We start from the raw sequence: 16,170 nt of genomic DNA on the forward strand, positions 1-16,170 counted from the left end.
TACATGGGATCAACGAACATCAAGCGTGACACTCCCATGTATGCCGAACTGTACCGGCAAGGGCGCATCCGCCTCGATGAACTCGTTTCGCGCGAAATAAACATTCGAGATATCAATGCAGCGTACAACGAGCTGAAATCAGGAAGAATCGCACGCAGTGTGATTACATCTTTCTAAAGACTGGTCACGGAATCTCGGAGATTGGACCGATGGAATTTAAGCTTTTGGTAGAAGGCAAGCTAGTGGACGGTGCCGGGAAACTTGACGTGATCAACCCAGCAACGGCTAACGTGTTTGCAACGTGTTCCCGTGCTGATGTAAAGCAGCTGAATGATGCTGTCGAGGCTGCGCGGCGCAGCCAAGCTTCCTGGTCGCGATTGGAATCGAAGGAGCGAGGTGCATACCTGGAATCGCTGGCGGACGAAATCATTCGTCGTGAAGACGACTTCGCTCGGCTGCTGACCTTGGAGCAGGGCAAGCCGCTTGCGCAAGCATACGGAGAAATCAGATCAGCAGTGGCGCGCCTTCGATACTTCGCGCAGGTGAGAGTCGACCCGGTTGTTCTACGGGAAACCGATGCGGAGAGGATCGTGGAGATTCATCGACCGTTGGGCGTTCTGGCAGCCATTACGCCGTGGAATTTTCCATTCAGCTTACTTATTAGCAAGATGGCGCCGGGGCTCGCTGCTGGAAATACACTCGTGGCAAAGCCAGCTCCAACCACGCCATTGACGACTTGCCTACTGGGAGAGGTGGTTGCCAAATTGCTACCTCCTGGGGTATTCAATGTCATCGTTGATTCGAACGATCTCGGTGCGAACCTTACCGCGCATCCGGATGTGGCCAAGATTGGGTTTACAGGCTCGACCGAAACCGGAAAGAAGGTTATGCAGAGCGCGGCCGGTACCCTTAAACGAATCACTCTCGAGTTGGGCGGAAACGACGCCGCCATCGTGTTGGATGATGCCGGTGTCGAGGTTGTAGCGCGTAGGGTGTTTCAAGCAGCGATGCTAAACGCCGGGCAGGTTTGTCTGGCCGCGAAGCGTGCCTATGTGCACCGCAGTCTGTACGACAGCTTTTGTGACGCGTTAGGAAAATGCGCGGAACAGGCAAGGGTCGGGGATGGCATGGCGCCAGAAACTGAAATTGGTCCGCTCCAGAACCGTATCCAGTACGAGAAGGTGCTGGGAATGATCGATAGGTGTAAGTCGGACGGTCGTATCGTCGCTGGCGGGTTCGCTCTTGATCGCGAAGGCTATTTCATCGCACCAACGATTGTGCGCGAAGAACAGTTCGGTCCGGTACTACCTCTACTTGCATTCGACGATGTTGACGAGGTCGTGCGCCGTGCCAATGACTCTGTCTTCGGACTTGGTGCGACCGTGTGGACCTCGGACTATCGTCGTGGCATCGAGATCGCCGAGCGACTTGCGACGGGTACAGTCTGGGTCAATAGGCACCTGGATCTACCGTCGGACGTTCCCTTCGGCGGCGCACGCCAATCTGGAATTGGTTGTGAGAACGGCATCGAGGGCCTCAAAGAGGTTATGCAACGGCAGATCGTCAATGTCGCTAAGGATATGCCTCGAGCGATGTAATAATCATGCCCCGAGGCTAGTGGGCTTCCCACTAGCCATCGCACTGAAGGCTTTGACGGCACGCGATCGCATTCCGTTCGATGCCCGGAATTTGCGCTAGGTTGCCCACGCCTTACGACTGCTCGTGCGCTAGTGCGTATCGTTGTTTCGGGGGAAGCGTTTCGTTTATCAAGCCGCACCACTGTTGCGCGAAGCTTTGTCTACGAAGCAGAGATAAGTCGAGCCCGCTTTGGCTGCGCTGGAATCGCTCGAGGTGAAGGCGATTCTGGCGCAGCCGTATCACTGCAGCCACGTTGATCGGCCGAACACAACGGGGGTACTTAAGAAACCGCTCCGATCGCATGCAGCGTGTGAATGTCGTCGTCCGAGAGGCCATGCTCTCGCAGAATTTCGTCGGAATGCTGGCCGGCATGCTGCACAGGGGGACTGACTATGGCAGGGTGCGATCGGCTGAACCGCGGCGCCGGGCGTGGTTGTTCAACATCGTTTACTTTGCAGAACATCTCACGTGCGACAACGTGAGGATGCAAACGCGATTCGTGAATGGACAGCACTGGCGCAAAGCAGCAATCAGATCCTTCGAGGAGATCACACCATTCTGCGCGGGTGCGGGAGCGGAAAATCTCACTGAATGTCTTTTGTAGCGCGGGCCAACATTTTCTGTCGTGTCGGTTCGGAAGGGACTCGGACTCGATGCCAAGTTTGTCCAGCAGCAGACTGAAGAAGCGGCTCTCGATACCACAGATAGTGACGTACTCACCGTCAAGGGTCTCATAGACTGTGTTCCATGGCGCGGCTCCGCCAATAACGTGTTCTCCGCGATTGGCCAGCCAAGTCCCTGCTGAGGCTTGTCCGTGTACCGAGGCCAGCAGTGTGGAGACGCCATCGATAATCGCGGCGTCGACCACCTGCCCGGTCCCTGAGACCTGTCGCTCCAATAGTGCGGATAAGACACCTAGCGCCATGAAGAGCGATCCGCCCGCGAAATCGCCTACTAAGTTCAGTGGTGCCACAGGAGGGCCCCCTGCCGTACCGATTGCATGTAGCGCGCCCGTAAGAGCGACGAAATTCATGTCGTGACCAGCCGCCGCCGCCAGAGGGCCGTCTTGGCCCCATCCTGTAAGCCGGCCGTAGACCAACCGGGGGTTGGACGCTAGGCACGGCGTTGGGCCCAGCCCGAGATTCTCCATCACGCCAGGGCGATAGCCTTCGATCAGGACGTCGGCCTGTTCGATGAGCTTCATGGCACTGGCTTTGCCTTCCGGATGCTTGAGGTTCAGTGCCACCGAACGCTTGCCTCGGCCCGTGATTTCAAAGTTCGGATCCCTGTGCACGCCCAATTCGGCTTCGATCGTGCGGTCCACGCGGATGACTTCTGCCCCCATGTCCGCCAACAACATGCCGCACATAGGTACTGGGCCAACACTGGCCATCTCAATGACTTTGAATCCTACAAGTGGTCCCATTGCCGTTCTCATTCCTTGGTTGGTCATCATGATTGACTCTATCGTACAATGATCCTACCATTGGACCTATAAGATTTTAACGGAGAGAGTACATGTCGCAGAGAAAGCCGCTTGAGGGCATCACCGTGGTGGACTTCAGCATGCATATGGCTGGTCCATTCTGTACCCGCGCCCTCGCGGATATGGGGGCGGAGGTGATCAAGATCGAACCTCCCGGTGGGGACAATATGCGCAGCATGCCGCCGCACCGCGACGGGGCGAGTAGCTATTTCGGGCATGTCAACGTGGGCAAGAAGAGCGTTGTGCTGGACCTGAAAGACTCCGAGCAGCGTGCGGCGGCTCGTGCATTGGCGTGTAGGGCCGATATCGTCATCGAGAACGGCCGCCCTGGTGTAATGCGCCGGCTCGGGCTGGATTACAGTTCGATTCGCGAAGACAATCCACGTTTGATCTATTGCTCCATTTCCGGATATGGTCAAGAAGGGCCAGGCGCCCAGCGCCCAGCGTTCGCGATGACGATCCATGCGGCATGCGGAATGGATTTAGCTCATATGGCTTACCAGGATCGGCAGGCTCGCCCGTCGAACGTCGGTATCTTCACTGCCGACTTCTTATCCGGGGTCTACGCCCTCTCCGGCGTCCTGACTGCATTGTTTGATCGAGAGCGAACTGGCGCGGGTCAGCACGTCGACGTGTCTCTAATGGACTGCATGCTAAGCATGCTCCCCTACGAGATTCAGGAAGCGCAGTTTCCAACTGGCAAACGCAGGAACACCTACAAGCCTATCGCCACCAGCGACGGTTTCATCATGCTCGCGCTCATTACCGGCAAGAACTTTGAATCGGCGTTTGAAGCTATTGCACTGCCTGAGTGGCGTAGCAATCCGAAGTTCGCGACGCAATCCAGCCGAGCCGAGCATTGGGATGAAGTTTTCTCAACAATCGAACTGTGGACTTCGTCGCGTACGACAGAAGAGTGTCTAGCGGTGTTCTCGCAAGCCGGAGTACCTGTGGCGCGCTACCAGACGGTGGCGCAGGCAATTCTGGACCCGCAACTCGCGTTCCGGCAAACACTTTCGACTGTACGTGATAGGGCAGGCGAGTTTTTGGTCGCCAATCAGCCTTTCAAACTCTCCGCTGCTGCAATCGTTCCGGACGGTCATTCGCCGGCGCTTGGGGAACACACGGAAGAGGTGTTGCATACCTATCTGTGACGTGACCGCCAACAACAGTATTAAGGAGGAGCAATGAAGACATATCCGGCAATCAAGTTGTTTTCCCAGTGCGGCCGCGCGGCATCCTGGGTGGTACTAACTCTGGGATGCTTGGCAATCATCTATGCAGTGATCCGATCTGAGCGAATTGAGAACGTCGCTATCGTGGCAGGCATTGTTTTGCTCGTGAGTGGCATCGTTCGGTTAGGAGCTGAGCTGATGGAAGTAGTGTCCGACACGTTAATCCCGCGCTGAGGAAAACTAGCTATGAATCCTCACAAAGTTGTTGTAGTTGGAGGCGGTTTGGCGGGACTTGTGGCGGGGGTCAGAGCTGCTGAGCTTGGCCTGCCTGTCGTCGTACTCGAACAGGGGACAGAAGAACGTTACCTGTGCAATACGAGGATCTCGTCGGGCGTGTTTCATTTTTGCATGACCGCACCGCGTGCAGAACCTGAGGCGCTGTACAGCAAGGCTCAGACCGTGCTCGACCCGTGTGTCGACCCAGAGTTGGTGCGCACGATCGCAGGTGACGTGAGTCGTTCGATCTCATGGCTTCAGCAGCAAGGTGGCCGCTTTGTTAGTCGGAACGACCCGGCCTGGCCGCACCATACACACTTGTTGGCGCCAGTGGCGCCGATGCAATTGGGGCGGCAATGGGAAGGGCGCGCTGGGGACGTGCTATTGCGAACGCTTGAAGCGCGCCTGCTTCTTCTTGGGGGTGAACTGCGCCGCGGCCACACAGTGGTCGATCTAACTATTGATGAAGGTAGTTGCACCGGTGTCACTGGTACGCTCGCCTTGGAAAACAGGCCTTTCTCGATGCCAGCATCTGCCGTGGTGTTGGCCGACGGTGGGTTTCAATCCAATCCGGAAGCCCTAAAGAATTGGATTGCTCCTCGCCCAGAGCGTCTTCTCCAACGGAATGCCGGTACGGGCGTCGGCGCAGGGCTGGCCATGGCCGTGCGTGCTGGCGCTGCTACGTCCGATTTATCGGGGCTCTACGGCCATCTGCATTCTCGTGATGCCCTAGTCAAGGACGCACTTTGGCCCTATCCATCCCTCGACGAGGTCGCTTGTCGGTACATGCTTGTGGATGGTTCTGGCAAGCGTGTGGTCGACGAGGGACGCGGAGGCATTTACGCTGCCGCCGCCGTCGCGCGGTCCGCGGATCCAGCGGGAGTGACGATTATCTGCGACAAGAACGGTTGGGAAGGCAAGGCCAGCGCGGCCAGTTCAGGCTACCTACCCGTAAACCCCATGCTGGAGAAGGGGGGAGGCTCGGTACTTCTCGCGGGAAGCATTCGTGAACTGGCGGTAAAGGCCGGCATCGATCCGAACGGATTGGCGGCGGAGGTAGAGCGGTACAACACGGCCTTGGCTAACGGGACGCTCGCCGAGCTTAGCCCGTCGCGCTCCAGCGCGGCATATCCGGCGATGCCGATTGCAGAAGCACCATTTGTTGCGCTGCCGGCTGTGGCCGGCATTACTTACACGATGGGTGGTCCCCAGATCGACATCCACAGCCGCGTGCAGCGCCGCAAAGGCGGCGAGATTCCCGGGCTCTATGCCGCGGGTAGCACGAGTGGCGGCCTGGAGGGCTATGCAAGTAATGGTTATGCCGGCGGCCTAGTCAAGGCCGCCGTCACGGCACTACGTGCTGCGGAGCATATTGCAGCCAGGAGATCAACTCCGTGAGACGAGAGAAACAGGACTTCGCGGATACAAGGGCGCCCATCTGAGACCCCAGTTCATAAAGGAGACAATGCGATGAAACTAAAGAGATTGGTCCCCGCAATCTGTACGGCGGTGGCAATGAATGGTGCCATTACCAAGGCTTCGGCCCAACAGTCGGTGCAGCAGTATCCCACTGCACCCGTTCGAGTGCTCTGTGGATTTGCACCCGGCGGGTCCACAGACGCTGCGGCACGCCTTGCAGCAAAGTGGCTAAGCCAGGAACTGAAGCAATCGTTCGTGGTGGACAACAAGGTAGGCGCCAATGGGCTGGTATCGATCCAAAGCCTGAAGAACAGCAAGGCGGATGGCTACACGCTGATGATGGCTTCAGCCGGTTCCATGACGATAACGCCAGCAGTTAAGCGCAACGCTGGCTATCAGCCTCTGCAGGACTTTGCACCGATCGCGATCGTCGGTTGGTATCCCTATGCGCTCGTGGCTCGCCCTTCCTTTCCGGCCGATAACACGGCTGAGTTGATCGACTACGCAAAGAAGCATCCGGGGCAAGTTTCCTACGGTTCCGCAGGGCTTGGCTCAACTAATCACCTTGCCGGGGAATGGTTTTCCAAACTGACCGGTACGTCGATGAATCATGTGCCTTACAAGGGGGACTCGCCTGCCGTCACTGACCTTCTCGCGGATCGCCTGGACGTGTACTTTATGACGCCAAGTGTGGCAATGCCGCACGTGAAAGCCCACAAGCTTAAGCTGCTGGGATCCACAGCCGCGGGTAGCAGCCCATTGATTGATGGTGAGAACCGAATGGTGTCGAGCACTGTTCGAGGCTTCGAGATGGGTAGTTGGCTTGGTCTGGTGGGCCCTGCTGGCATGTCGCCTGAGTTGGTGGCGCGACTAAACAAAGTGCTAAATGACGCCATGCGTCGCCCCGATGCGCAGGCCGAGATGCTTGCCGCTGGGCTTGTACCGATCATCGTTACTCCGGCAGAGTTCAAAGCTCGTATCAAGACCGAGTTGAACCATTGGACAAATATCGCCCGGACTTCGAAGATTGAGATTGATTGAGTCGATAGTTGCGCCAAGCCTGCGTGAATGCAGGCTTGGCTGTGTTCCTAGGACGCAGGCTGCGCTTGTGCCTGCCTCCTTCTCAATCGCCTCTCTGACGCAGGATAAAAAGTGGAAACTACAGTCGTGGCGCGGGATCTTGGTTTCATCGAGGGACCGGTCTGGAGGCCATCAGGCACTCTTCTCGTCGCATCAATCAGTCACGGTTGTGTATATGAGATCGGTCTCGATGGCCAGCATTTAGGCAAATGGGTGACGGGTGGTGGTCCCAACGGCCTAGCATGCTATGCCGACGATGTTCTAGTGGCGCAGAACGGGGGAATTTTTGGCGCCTCAGGACAAAGTAAAGGAGGTGTTCAGCGGCTGAATAGAGGATCGTCCGCGCCACTACTGTTCGCGAGCGAATTTACTGCACCAAACGACCTGTGCGTCGCCCCCGACGGCAGAGTGTTTGTCAGCGATCCTTTGACTGATCGTGCGCTTCTTGAGCCTGTGCTGGGCAGGCTAGTCGTCTGCGACGTCGAAACCGGTGAGCACGAGATAGTCGCGGCGGACAGGCTATTTCCGAACGGTCTGGCGTTTGATCCATCAGGCGAAATTCTGTATCTCGCGCAAACCTACTCTCGAGTCATTGAGCGGTTCTCAGTGCGCGGCAGCAACGTGGTCTCGCTGGGCTTCTTGTGCATGATGAGAAATGGTCGCCCCGATGGCATGGCGGTCGACGTGGATGGAAATATATGGGTATGCACGCCAGGCACCGGCGGGTTAGAAGTGTACTCGTCGAGTGGTCATCTGCTTGATCGTATCGAGATCGGAGCGGGCTCGATGACAACGAATTGTTGCTTCGGCGGAGAGAATATGTCGGATCTGTTTGTCACCGCGTCTGGGTGGGGCAGTCTGCTACGGCTGCGGACCTCTACTCAAGGCTTGTCGTTGTATCGAAGTGCCCCGAAATAGGAGAGCCAAGGCAGCGCAGCACAAGCCCGGCTTAAGCAATTGGGTTTAACATCATCGCTGTCACAAGAGAAGAGGCTGCATGGCTATGGCAAGATGCACGGCACCAGTACGCGGACACAACTCGGCTGCAGCGGCGGCTGCCTGTCCTGCATGTAGCAGCCGCGGCTACCGTCACAGCGGTGGCTACAGCTCGCCCTACTCAACATCGGGCAGCGGAGGAGATGGTTACAGCAACAACGGCGGTGGTCGCAGGTCCAGTGGCGGAGCAAGGCCGCGGTGGTCGCGAGCCGGTTCGTCCGTCTCGTACACGACTTCTCAAGTGCAGTCACTCACGCCAATTCGCCAATCCGTTGAGAAGACAGCGGTAGAGCAGCCTGACCTTCGCGATTGCTTCCTGTGCCACGCGTGGGACGACCGGCAGGGGGCAGCCAAAGAGCTGTACGAATTGCTCGTGGCGGCCGGTGTCAAGGTTTGGTTCAGCGAGAAGGACCTTGGCCTCGGCGTGCCGATGATGCGTGCGATCGACAAGGGCTTGGCAAATTCCCGCATCGGGCTCGTGCTGGTCACCCCGAACCTGTTGCGTCACCTCCCGCAAGAGGGCGTCGCCGACAAAGAACTTTCGGCCCTCTTGGCGGGCAACCGGCTCGTGCCCATCGTGCACCAGACGACATACCCAGAGCTCCGGAATGTCAGCCCCTTGCTTGCCTCCCGAACCGGCCTGGACACTGCCGAAGACTCAATGGCGGTGGTCGCGACCAAGATTTCCGAGCTAGTCGCCATCTGGACCTAGCTGGCTTTCTTCCAATCGGCCGAGAGGCCAACGGACTGCTGGCTTCTTCCACCTTTGCGCCCCTTGGCTTCGCCCTTGGGGCGTTGTTGTTTGCGCCTACCGCGCCGAAAACTCTTCAGGCAGGCGAGTGGTCGGCTACTACGTGGAAGAGAGTGACCTGCGGCGGGATTTTGTAGCCAATCAGGCAGTGAGTCGGCTGTCGATATTAGCAGTATGCAGCCAGGCTCGACGAACCGTGGCCGGAGGTTGATAGCGATGGGCGCTGTGCGGTCGGCGCTCGTTGTAGAACTGCCGCCAGCGCTCGATGAGCACCTTAGCCTCGGCGCGGCTGCGAAACCATTCGCGATTCAGCAATTCGTCGCGCAGCTTGCCGTTGAAGCTCTCGACGAAGCCGTTCTGCCATGGGCTGCCGGGCGTGATGAAGGCCGGGCCGATCGCAGCATCACGCAGCCAGCGCATGACCTTGGCCGCCGTGAATTCGGCGCCGTTGTCCGATCGAATGTGGGCCGGCTTGCCGTACAGCCGCATCAGACGCGACAGCGTCAGAATCACGTCCTGCGAGCGCAAGCTGGCGCCGACCTCGATCGCCAGGCATTCGCGGGTGTATTCGTCGATCACGCACAGCATCTTCAGCGCCCGGCCATCGACCAACTGGTCATGGACGAAGTCGTAGCTCCAGACCGAGTTGGGCTGCGTCGCGCCTGGCAAGCGGATGTCGCTGCCGCAACGGCGCCGACGAGGGCGCCGTCTCGGGATGCTGAGTTTCAGGGCGCGCCACATCCGGCGCACACGCGATTCCCCCATTGCCAGCCAGGCCGCCATCCGACGATAGCCAAAGCGCGGCACCTCCGACGATGCCGCGAGCAGCCGGTCGCCCAGGCGCCGATCCTTCCCCGGCTGCTTGAGCACGTAGGTCGCCACCCGGCGGCTGAGTCCGAGGTAGCGACATGCCTTGCGTTGCGAGAGACCCCGCCGAGTCAGGACTTCCAGCGCCTCACGCCGGCCCGTCGGGGTGATCATTTTTTTGACTGAATTCCTTCAAACCATCAATCACCAACAACTGCTCGGCAAGCAGGCGCTTGAGCCGCTCGTTCTCCGATTCCAGTTCCTTGAGCCGGTGTGCCTCGGCCACGTCCATGCCGCCGAACTTGTTGCGCCAGCGATAGAACGTCTGCTCCGTGATGTTGTGGCGCTTGCACAGATCCTTCGTCGGGACCTCCCGGCTTTCTGCTTCCCGCAGGATGCGGATGATCTGTTCGTCGGTAAATCGCTTCTTCATCGAGTTCTCCATACTCCAAGGATACGAGAACTCACTTTCCGACTGGCTACAGGATTCGTCTCAGGTCAAGGCCGCCGCTCACGCGGCCAGAGTCTCCGGGCAGGCAGCGAGGGAGGATCACACGCACATGGAAGAGGGTAACGCCCAATACTTTTAAGCAGACACGCCGGCGCGAACCAGCACGCCTGCGGCGGGCCCCCTTCGTGGATCAATTGGTTCGCGGCCTGCGGCAAGGCCCGTGCTGCGCGACGGGCTTGCCATTGCCGTGTCCGTTTTGCATTGGCCTGCGATACCTGTCCCACCTCTTGGTCTGCCAGATCCACGCGCGGCGCGCCTTCCACCAGAGAGGTCCATATCGGGTGCCGCGGCACCAGGTCCGGAGCGCGTCGCGCAATGCCGGCTCTGTCAGGGCCAGTTCCGGCGCGTGCTTGGCCAGGTCCTCGAAGATGTCAACCTTCAGTGGCACCTTGGACGCGGGACTCTTCGGGAACGCCGCGGACGCTCCGGACCAGAGCCGCGATGGCTTAGTCAGTCCACTCGGCATCCACCTCCCGCATCAGCTTCCCCGCGAGGATGTAGTCCCCCAGTCTTGTTGCTTTCGCCTCCAAACTCTCCAATTCAGCTGCTGGCAACTCGCTTAATTGAAATTGGCAGTACAGATTGCGTTGCCGGAACGTCAGCTTTGGCCGGAAGAGGCCGGCGGCCAATGCCGCTGGCGACGTAACAGCAATGCTCTCGTGTCCACGGTATTCCACGCGAATTCCGGCCTTCTGACCGAGGCGGCCGAGTTCGACGGCATCTTGCCAGCCAGACTCGTAGTCCAAGTCCACGACCGTTACTCCCGCTGTTTTCAGGTGCAGCAGCGCCTCCCCCTTGGTGCGTGCTCGAACCGTCGCCATTCTCTCTCTCCACTCACATCGATCGCACATCCAAATTGCACCTTGCGCCTCTGCAACATTGTAACTGGCGGTAGCGCGGTAAGCTGCGTCTGGCGATTGACGTCCGAAGCTAACAAGCGACGCGGTGCCAAATCAGGAAAGCATGTGACTTCGCATCCTCCGGAGTGGAAGTTATTCAGCGGGCCGTATCGTCGATGACACTCTCCCCTCATTCAAATTAAAAAGTGAGTAAAAAGTTCAAACGGATTAGTTTTCCGACAGGTGGATCGACACGTTGACGAGTCAACGAAGGACATAAATTATTTGCCATTTAATGGTGCGGAAAAAATAGAGGATTCGGCGCACCTCGCCGTGATAAATAATGTACGATTCTGAGATCCAAGGATAAAAGGAGAAAAAGCGATGGCCACCTACAAGCAGTTGCTGGCAGAGAAGGAAAAGATTGAAGCGCAGTTGGTGGAAGTGCGTGCCACAGAAGTGGCTGGTGTTATCGAGCAGATTCGAGCCTTGATGGCGCAGTACGAACTGACCGCGGAAGACATTGCGCCAAAACGGCGTCGTGGCCGTCCTGCTGCGAGCGCGGCGCCTACCGAGAAAATCAAGATTTCGCTGCCACCCAAGTACCAGGACCCGAAGACCGGTGCCACCTGGACAGGGCGCGGCCGAGCACCCGCCTGGCTGGGCAAGAATCGCGACAAATTCTTGATTCCGGAAGCGTGAGTCAAGGACGATATCCGCTGACGTGAAGACGTACCATGCCTCGCCTTCGCGAGGCAACTCGGCACGGGTGGGTGGCAACTCACGCACCTCCCATCCGTGTGAAATCTGGTGCTTCAGGCTTGTCTCCAATTGATTTCATGTCAATGTCGGATTCGCCCCGCTCTTTGTATCTGGAACCCGGAAAACACTGGAGGAAGCGGATCCTCAGGCGACGAGCGCCAGTTTTCACACGAGAAGTACCCTTACCCCAAAGAGAGACGACCGACTCCAAAGCGGAGAAGATTCATCGATTTCTGCCTCGAGCCCTTCACGCCGCTGACTCTTACCAGAGGCATGCCAATATCCACTGGACGTGCGCAAGGGATGCATTCCGCGCGGTAATGTCTGGAACCCAGAGGGAAAGCAAGTCTGCAAACACCGCCTGAGCTTGCTTGCCGAGCCGCGAGCGTGATATTGACGCGCTGTACTTTGTCCGAAGATCGGGCGTAACGACGTAGAATGACGCGTACCGCGCGCGCAGCGCGGTGGCAGCCACGGCTCAGAATAAGGGAAAGATGGCTACACTGCCACCCAAGCAGGTCATGGACCTGCTGCTCGACGCGATTTGTGTTGTCGACCGTCATGGCCGTTTTCTATCCATTGCGGGGGCTTGCGAAAGTATCTTTGGTTATCGACCTGAGGAGATGCTGGGCAAGCCCATGATTGATTTCGTCCATCCTGAGGACCGGGCGAGAACGCTGCAGGCCGTCGAACGGATCGAGGCAGGCTATCTGCAGCGTCATTTCGAGAATCGCTATGTGCGCAAGGACGGCAGTATCGCGCGCATCATGTGGTCGGCGCGCTTGTCCGAGTGCAAGAACCAGCGGGTGGCAGTGGCCCGCGATATTTCTGACCAGGCCGACGCGCTGGCCGAGGAGCGGTTGTTGTCCAGCGAAGCCTCGGCAGAGGCGCATTGGCGGCTGTCGGCCACGCCCCCGACACTGACCCCGCCAGGATTCCCGCCGATTCCACTGTCGATGCAAGATTACATGGTCTTGCACGCACTCGCCAGCGGCGAAGAATGCGTGACGCGCAAGGCGATCGTGCACGCGCTTGGTGAGGATTTCCTGCATTACGACCAGCGTCGACTGGATACCCAGATGCGCCGCCTGCGCCGCCTGCGCCGCAAGGTCGAGCAGGCGGGCAGTCTGCGCTTGCCCGTGTCCACAGTGCGCGGCAAGGGTTTCCGGGTCTACCAGAAGATCGTGATCGACCGCTAGCGCCGAGGCACGACGCGAAGGCTCGCGGAGTGCGAGCCGGGCTGCTCAGATTTGCTCAGACAACGCCGGCGATTCTGCTTCTATTCTCTTGGCTTTGAACATAGCCAGACTGGCGATCGTCGGCGTGCCTTGCACGCGCGATCCATCAGAGTTTCCATCGCATGGAGCAGCCTCAACCATCCGTACTTAGCCGTACGGATTTGGACATCGCGTTTTCCTCGTTCACAGGTATGGAAGGCGGCAATCCGGGCGCCGCCCTTTGGGTATGCGATGTGGCGCCCCCGTCTAGCTCTGTTCCGCTGTCGGTCGCGTTGCAGAGCCAGCCGATTCCCGGAGCCTGGGACAGGGCGTTTCGGGCGCGCCATGCCGATCTACTGCCGCGCTGGCAGTCGCACTATCGCATCGCACGGGTTTTGGCTGCGGCGCGATCAGCTGCCTTGCCGCCTGGGCGCATGCCGATCAGTGCGCAGGAGTACTTTGACAACTATCTCTATGTGCCGTCCTTGCGGCTGGCCAGGTTCTGCAGTACCGCGGCGACCTGTGCCAGCGTGGCGCGGTCGATATCGCGCTGCGCGGTCAGCGCGCGGACTTCGGCAAGGGTGGTGGCAATGGCGGCATTGCGCTGGCTCTGAGTCGTCATGGGGGGAATCCTGGGTCGGTGCGAAGCCGCGGCGGATGGCGGCAGGGCTCCACTCTACGGAATGTGCGGCTGCGCAAGAACGAACAATATCGACGATGCATATGCGAAGCCGTGCCGGCGGGCGAAGCGCGCCCGTGCGCGGCGGCCAGGGCATAACGATCTGCGATCTGATTCGTTAGCCGGCGGCGCAACTTCTCTTAGGCTCTAGTGCCTGTGCGCAGGCCAGCCATCCAGCCATTGTCCGCGCAAGACTCGCACTCTCCCCGCATTATCGAGATTTCCCCGCCATGACCATTACCGACCTGACCCAGACCCTTGCCGATGACGCGGCCGCCGGCGACGTAAGCGATGCCCGCGCCGCCGCCGTCGCGGCCTTTATCGCCCGCGCCCGCGAGATCGCGGCCACCTACACCGCCGACAGGGCGCCGCTGGCCGCGCTGGCCGACGAACTGGTGGCGCTGGCCGGCCAGGCGCACCTGTTCCCGCCTGAACACTTCCCCGTGGACGCGGCCCGGCCAGCCGCCATCTACCGGCTGGCCGAAGATCCGGACGGCGGCTTCGCGCTGTTCGCATCCGCCGGCCTGCCCGGCAAGGCGCAGCCGCCGCACGACCACACCACCTGGGCAGTGATCGCCGGAGTGCGCGGCGTAGAGCGCAATGTCATCTTTCACCGCAGCCAGGGCAGCAAGCCCGGCCAGGACACGCTGGAGCCGCTGCGCCAGCTCGATGTGCGGGCGGGCAATGCCATTACGCTGTCGCCCACCGATGTGCATACCATCGAGCTGACCGGCGACACGCCCGGGCTGCACCTGCACTTCTACGGCCTCACGCTGACCCTCCTCGCCGGCCGCGTGAAGTTCGACCCCGCGCCCGAGGGGGGCACGCAATACAGCTACCGCACCTTTGCCGCGCCTGCGCTGATCCGCCATCCGCTGGTGAGCCCGGCCGCGCTTAAGCGCGCCATTGCCCAGGGGGAGGAGCTCGCGGTGCTGGACGCGCGGGAAGAGGGCGCATTCGCGCGTGAACACCTGTTGTTCGCCGTGCCCGCGCCGCTGGGCCGGCTCGAGACCACCATCGACCGGCTGGTGCCGCGCCGGACCACGCGCATCGTGGTAACGGACCTGGCGGAAGACATCGCCCATGCGGCCGCGGCCAAGCTGCTGCGTTTCGGCTACACGAACGTCTCCGTGCTGGAAGGCGGCACGCGCGCCTGGCAGGCGGCGGGTTATGAGGTATTCAGCGGCACCAACGTGCCCAGCAAGGCCTTCGGCGAGGTGATCGAGCACGAGCTGCACACGCCGTGGATCACCGCCGAGGCGCTCAAGCTGCACCAGACGCGTGGCGACAACGTGGTGGTGGTGGACAGCCGCCCCTTCACGGAATTCCAGAACATGAGCATCCCCGGTGCGGTGGACTGCCCGGGGGCTGAGCTGGTCTACCGCATCGGCGAGATCGCACCCGATCCCGAGACGCTGGTGGTGGTCAATTGCGCCGGCCGCACGCGCAGCATCGTGGGCGCGCAGACGCTGATCAACGCCGGCATTCCCAATCGCGTGGTGTCGCTCAAGGACGGCACCATGGCATGGCTGCTGGCCGGCTACCAGCTCGACCACGGCCAGACCCGTTTCGCGCCGCAGCCCGGCGAAGCCGCCCAGGCCGCGGCGCGTGAACGGGCGGCCCGCGTGGCGCAGCGCGCTGGCGTGCAACATATCGATGCAGCGCAGCTAGCCGCTTTTGCGCAGCAGGCGGATGACCGCACGCTGTACCGCTTCGACGTCCGCTCGCCCGAGGAATACGCCGCAGGCCACCTGCCGGGCTGGCGTAGCGCCCCCGGTGGCCAGCTGGTGCAGGCCACCGACGCCTACGCCGGCACCCGTCGCGCCCGCATCGTGCTGGCCGACTGGGATGGCGTGCGCGCACAGATCACGGCAGCCTGGCTGGCCCAGTTCGGCGGCCACGAGGTCTACCTGTTCCGCCCGGCACCGCTGGCACCGCGCGAATCCGGCCCAGAGCCCGTGCGCGTGCTGCGCGCCTCCGAGGCCGAAGCGCCGTGGATCGAAGCCGCATCGCTGTTCGCGCTGCAAGCGCAGGGCGGGGCAACGGTGGTGGACGTGGATAGCAGCCTGGCATTCCGACGCGGCCACCTGCCCGGCGCATGGTTCGCCACGCCAGAAAAGGTCGCGCTGGTGCTGGAGCACGCCAGTGCCGACGACATCATCGTGGTGACGTCATCCGACGGCGTGCTGGCGCAAGCGGTAGCGGCCGAGCTGCGCCGCACCAGCCAGCGCGACGTACGCGCACTGCTCGGCGGCAACGCACGCTGGCAAGCGCTTGGCCTGCCAACGGAAACCGGCGAGGCCGGCACGCCCGCCGCAGCGCGCATCCTGACCGGCGACGAAGACGCGTGGTACAGCGCCTACGCCTACGAGGATGAAGACCGCCGGAAGTCCGAAATGCACGCCTACCTGAACTGGGAAATCGGCCTGGTCGACCAACTCGAGCGCGACGGTGATTTGCCGGTGCGGCTGGTGGATTACAGGCAGCAGTAAGCGCAAAGGCATCGCATCGGCCAGCCCCCGCCCTCTCCCCCG

15 protein-coding genes are annotated in these 16,170 nt (G+C 60.4%); 10 read left to right on the forward strand and 5 right to left on the reverse strand.

All coding sequences use genetic code 11. From position 1 onward, the window contains the following. Nucleotides 1–209: 209 nt before the first annotated feature. Entirely contained in the window at nucleotides 210–1,598 is a 1,389-nt protein-coding gene (locus AC1RWI_RS09975) for an aldehyde dehydrogenase family protein (protein ID WP_492866041.1), read from the forward strand. Nucleotides 1,599–1,918: 320 nt separating this feature from the next. Here the strand turns inward: AC1RWI_RS09975 and AC1RWI_RS09980 are convergent, their stop codons facing one another. Next, nucleotides 1,919–3,094 carry a CaiB/BaiF CoA transferase family protein gene (locus AC1RWI_RS09980; protein ID WP_492866043.1) on the reverse strand — a complete coding sequence of 392 codons (1,176 nt, stop codon included), beginning with the start codon at nucleotides 3,092–3,094 and terminating at the stop codon, nucleotides 1,919–1,921. A gap of 62 nt (nucleotides 3,095–3,156) precedes the next feature. Here AC1RWI_RS09980 and AC1RWI_RS09985 point away from each other — a divergent pair, with 62 nt between their 5' ends. From AC1RWI_RS09985 to AC1RWI_RS10010, 6 genes are all read left to right on the forward strand, one after another. Beyond that, complete coding sequence (locus tag AC1RWI_RS09985) at nucleotides 3,157–4,278, forward strand: CaiB/BaiF CoA transferase family protein (protein ID WP_492866045.1); 1,122 nt, start codon at nucleotides 3,157–3,159, stop codon at nucleotides 4,276–4,278. 33 nt (nucleotides 4,279–4,311) lie between these two features. Then, entirely contained in the window at nucleotides 4,312–4,533 is a 222-nt protein-coding gene (locus AC1RWI_RS09990) for a hypothetical protein (protein WP_492866047.1), read from the forward strand. 12 nt (nucleotides 4,534–4,545) lie between these two features. Next, the gene (locus AC1RWI_RS09995) at nucleotides 4,546–5,973 is read left to right on the forward strand and encodes an FAD-binding protein (RefSeq protein ID WP_492866049.1); all 1,428 of its coding nucleotides are present in this window, start codon (nucleotides 4,546–4,548) and stop codon (nucleotides 5,971–5,973) included. A gap of 72 nt (nucleotides 5,974–6,045) precedes the next feature. Further along, nucleotides 6,046–7,035 (forward strand): Bug family tripartite tricarboxylate transporter substrate binding protein, encoded by a 990-nt coding sequence (locus AC1RWI_RS10000; protein WP_492866051.1) that lies wholly within the window; start codon nucleotides 6,046–6,048, stop codon nucleotides 7,033–7,035. A gap of 111 nt (nucleotides 7,036–7,146) precedes the next feature. Then, nucleotides 7,147–7,992, forward strand: a complete 846-nt coding sequence (locus AC1RWI_RS10005; RefSeq protein ID WP_492866053.1) for an SMP-30/gluconolactonase/LRE family protein — start codon at nucleotides 7,147–7,149, stop codon at nucleotides 7,990–7,992. Nucleotides 7,993–8,311: 319 nt separating this feature from the next. Beyond that, nucleotides 8,312–8,782: a toll/interleukin-1 receptor domain-containing protein gene (locus tag AC1RWI_RS10010; RefSeq protein ID WP_492866055.1), complete on the forward strand. Its 471-nt coding sequence runs from the start codon at nucleotides 8,312–8,314 to the stop codon at nucleotides 8,780–8,782. Between the two features lie 180 nt (nucleotides 8,783–8,962). Here the strand turns inward: AC1RWI_RS10010 and AC1RWI_RS10015 are convergent. The 3 genes from AC1RWI_RS10015 to AC1RWI_RS10025 form a co-directional block, all read right to left on the reverse strand. Continuing rightward, nucleotides 8,963–10,061 (reverse strand): IS3 family transposase gene (locus AC1RWI_RS10015; protein WP_492866057.1). Its coding sequence is split into 2 segments (ribosomal slippage): nucleotides 8,963–9,809 and nucleotides 9,808–10,061, totalling 1,101 coding nucleotides; the frame shifts between segments, so codons are not numbered across the junction. A gap of 208 nt (nucleotides 10,062–10,269) precedes the next feature. Continuing rightward, nucleotides 10,270–10,605 carry a ProQ/FINO family protein gene (locus AC1RWI_RS10020; RefSeq protein WP_492866059.1) on the reverse strand — a complete coding sequence of 112 codons (336 nt, stop codon included), beginning with the start codon at nucleotides 10,603–10,605 and terminating at the stop codon, nucleotides 10,270–10,272. Then, nucleotides 10,586–10,960 (reverse strand): PHA-granule associated protein 4, encoded by a 375-nt coding sequence (locus AC1RWI_RS10025; RefSeq protein WP_492866061.1) that lies wholly within the window; start codon nucleotides 10,958–10,960, stop codon nucleotides 10,586–10,588. Before AC1RWI_RS10025 ends, AC1RWI_RS10020 begins: the two co-directional genes overlap by 20 nt. Before the next feature lie 402 nt (nucleotides 10,961–11,362). Here AC1RWI_RS10025 and AC1RWI_RS10030 point away from each other — a divergent pair, with 402 nt between their 5' ends. Both AC1RWI_RS10030 and AC1RWI_RS10035 read left to right on the forward strand, forming a co-directional pair. Further along, entirely contained in the window at nucleotides 11,363–11,680 is a 318-nt protein-coding gene (locus AC1RWI_RS10030; protein WP_492866063.1) for an H-NS histone family protein, read from the forward strand. Nucleotides 11,681–12,261: 581 nt separating this feature from the next. Further along, the gene (locus AC1RWI_RS10035) at nucleotides 12,262–12,939 is read left to right on the forward strand and encodes a PAS domain-containing protein (RefSeq protein WP_492866065.1); all 678 of its coding nucleotides are present in this window, start codon (nucleotides 12,262–12,264) and stop codon (nucleotides 12,937–12,939) included. A 490-nt stretch (nucleotides 12,940–13,429) separates the two neighbouring features. Here the strand turns inward: AC1RWI_RS10035 and AC1RWI_RS10040 are convergent, their stop codons facing one another. Continuing rightward, on the reverse strand, nucleotides 13,430–13,579 hold the full coding sequence (locus AC1RWI_RS10040) for a hypothetical protein (protein WP_492866067.1): 150 nt from the start codon (nucleotides 13,577–13,579) through the stop codon (nucleotides 13,430–13,432). Nucleotides 13,580–13,866: 287 nt separating this feature from the next. Here AC1RWI_RS10040 and AC1RWI_RS10045 point away from each other — a divergent pair, with 287 nt between their 5' ends. Then, nucleotides 13,867–16,128, forward strand: a complete 2,262-nt coding sequence (locus AC1RWI_RS10045; RefSeq protein ID WP_492866069.1) for a rhodanese-like domain-containing protein — start codon at nucleotides 13,867–13,869, stop codon at nucleotides 16,126–16,128. Nucleotides 16,129–16,170: the final 42 nt, after the last annotated feature.

This window comes from Cupriavidus sp. MPR-AND1C (genome assembly GCF_058809705.1).

Excerpts from the sequence above, each read along its gene's own strand:
- AC1RWI_RS10025 (WP_492866061.1), bottom strand. The coding sequence starts at position 10,960 with ATGGCGACGGTTCGAGCACGCACCAAGGGGGAGGCGCTGCTGCACCTG.
- AC1RWI_RS10040 (WP_492866067.1), bottom strand. The coding sequence starts at position 13,579 with ATGACGACTCAGAGCCAGCGCAATGCCGCCATTGCCACCACCCTTGCC.
- AC1RWI_RS10035 (WP_492866065.1), top strand. The coding sequence starts at position 12,262 with ATGGACCTGCTGCTCGACGCGATTTGTGTTGTCGACCGTCATGGCCGT.
- AC1RWI_RS09985 (WP_492866045.1), top strand. The coding sequence starts at position 3,157 with ATGTCGCAGAGAAAGCCGCTTGAGGGCATCACCGTGGTGGACTTCAGC.
- AC1RWI_RS10020 (WP_492866059.1), bottom strand. The coding sequence starts at position 10,605 with ATGCCGAGTGGACTGACTAAGCCATCGCGGCTCTGGTCCGGAGCGTCC.
- AC1RWI_RS10030 (WP_492866063.1), top strand. The coding sequence starts at position 11,363 with ATGGCCACCTACAAGCAGTTGCTGGCAGAGAAGGAAAAGATTGAAGCG.
- AC1RWI_RS09990 (WP_492866047.1), top strand. The coding sequence starts at position 4,312 with ATGAAGACATATCCGGCAATCAAGTTGTTTTCCCAGTGCGGCCGCGCG.
- AC1RWI_RS09980 (WP_492866043.1), bottom strand. The coding sequence starts at position 3,094 with ATGATGACCAACCAAGGAATGAGAACGGCAATGGGACCACTTGTAGGA.
- AC1RWI_RS10000 (WP_492866051.1), top strand. The coding sequence starts at position 6,046 with ATGAAACTAAAGAGATTGGTCCCCGCAATCTGTACGGCGGTGGCAATG.
- AC1RWI_RS10045 (WP_492866069.1), top strand. The coding sequence starts at position 13,867 with ATGACCATTACCGACCTGACCCAGACCCTTGCCGATGACGCGGCCGCC.
- AC1RWI_RS09975 (WP_492866041.1), top strand. The coding sequence starts at position 210 with ATGGAATTTAAGCTTTTGGTAGAAGGCAAGCTAGTGGACGGTGCCGGG.
- AC1RWI_RS09995 (WP_492866049.1), top strand. The coding sequence starts at position 4,546 with ATGAATCCTCACAAAGTTGTTGTAGTTGGAGGCGGTTTGGCGGGACTT.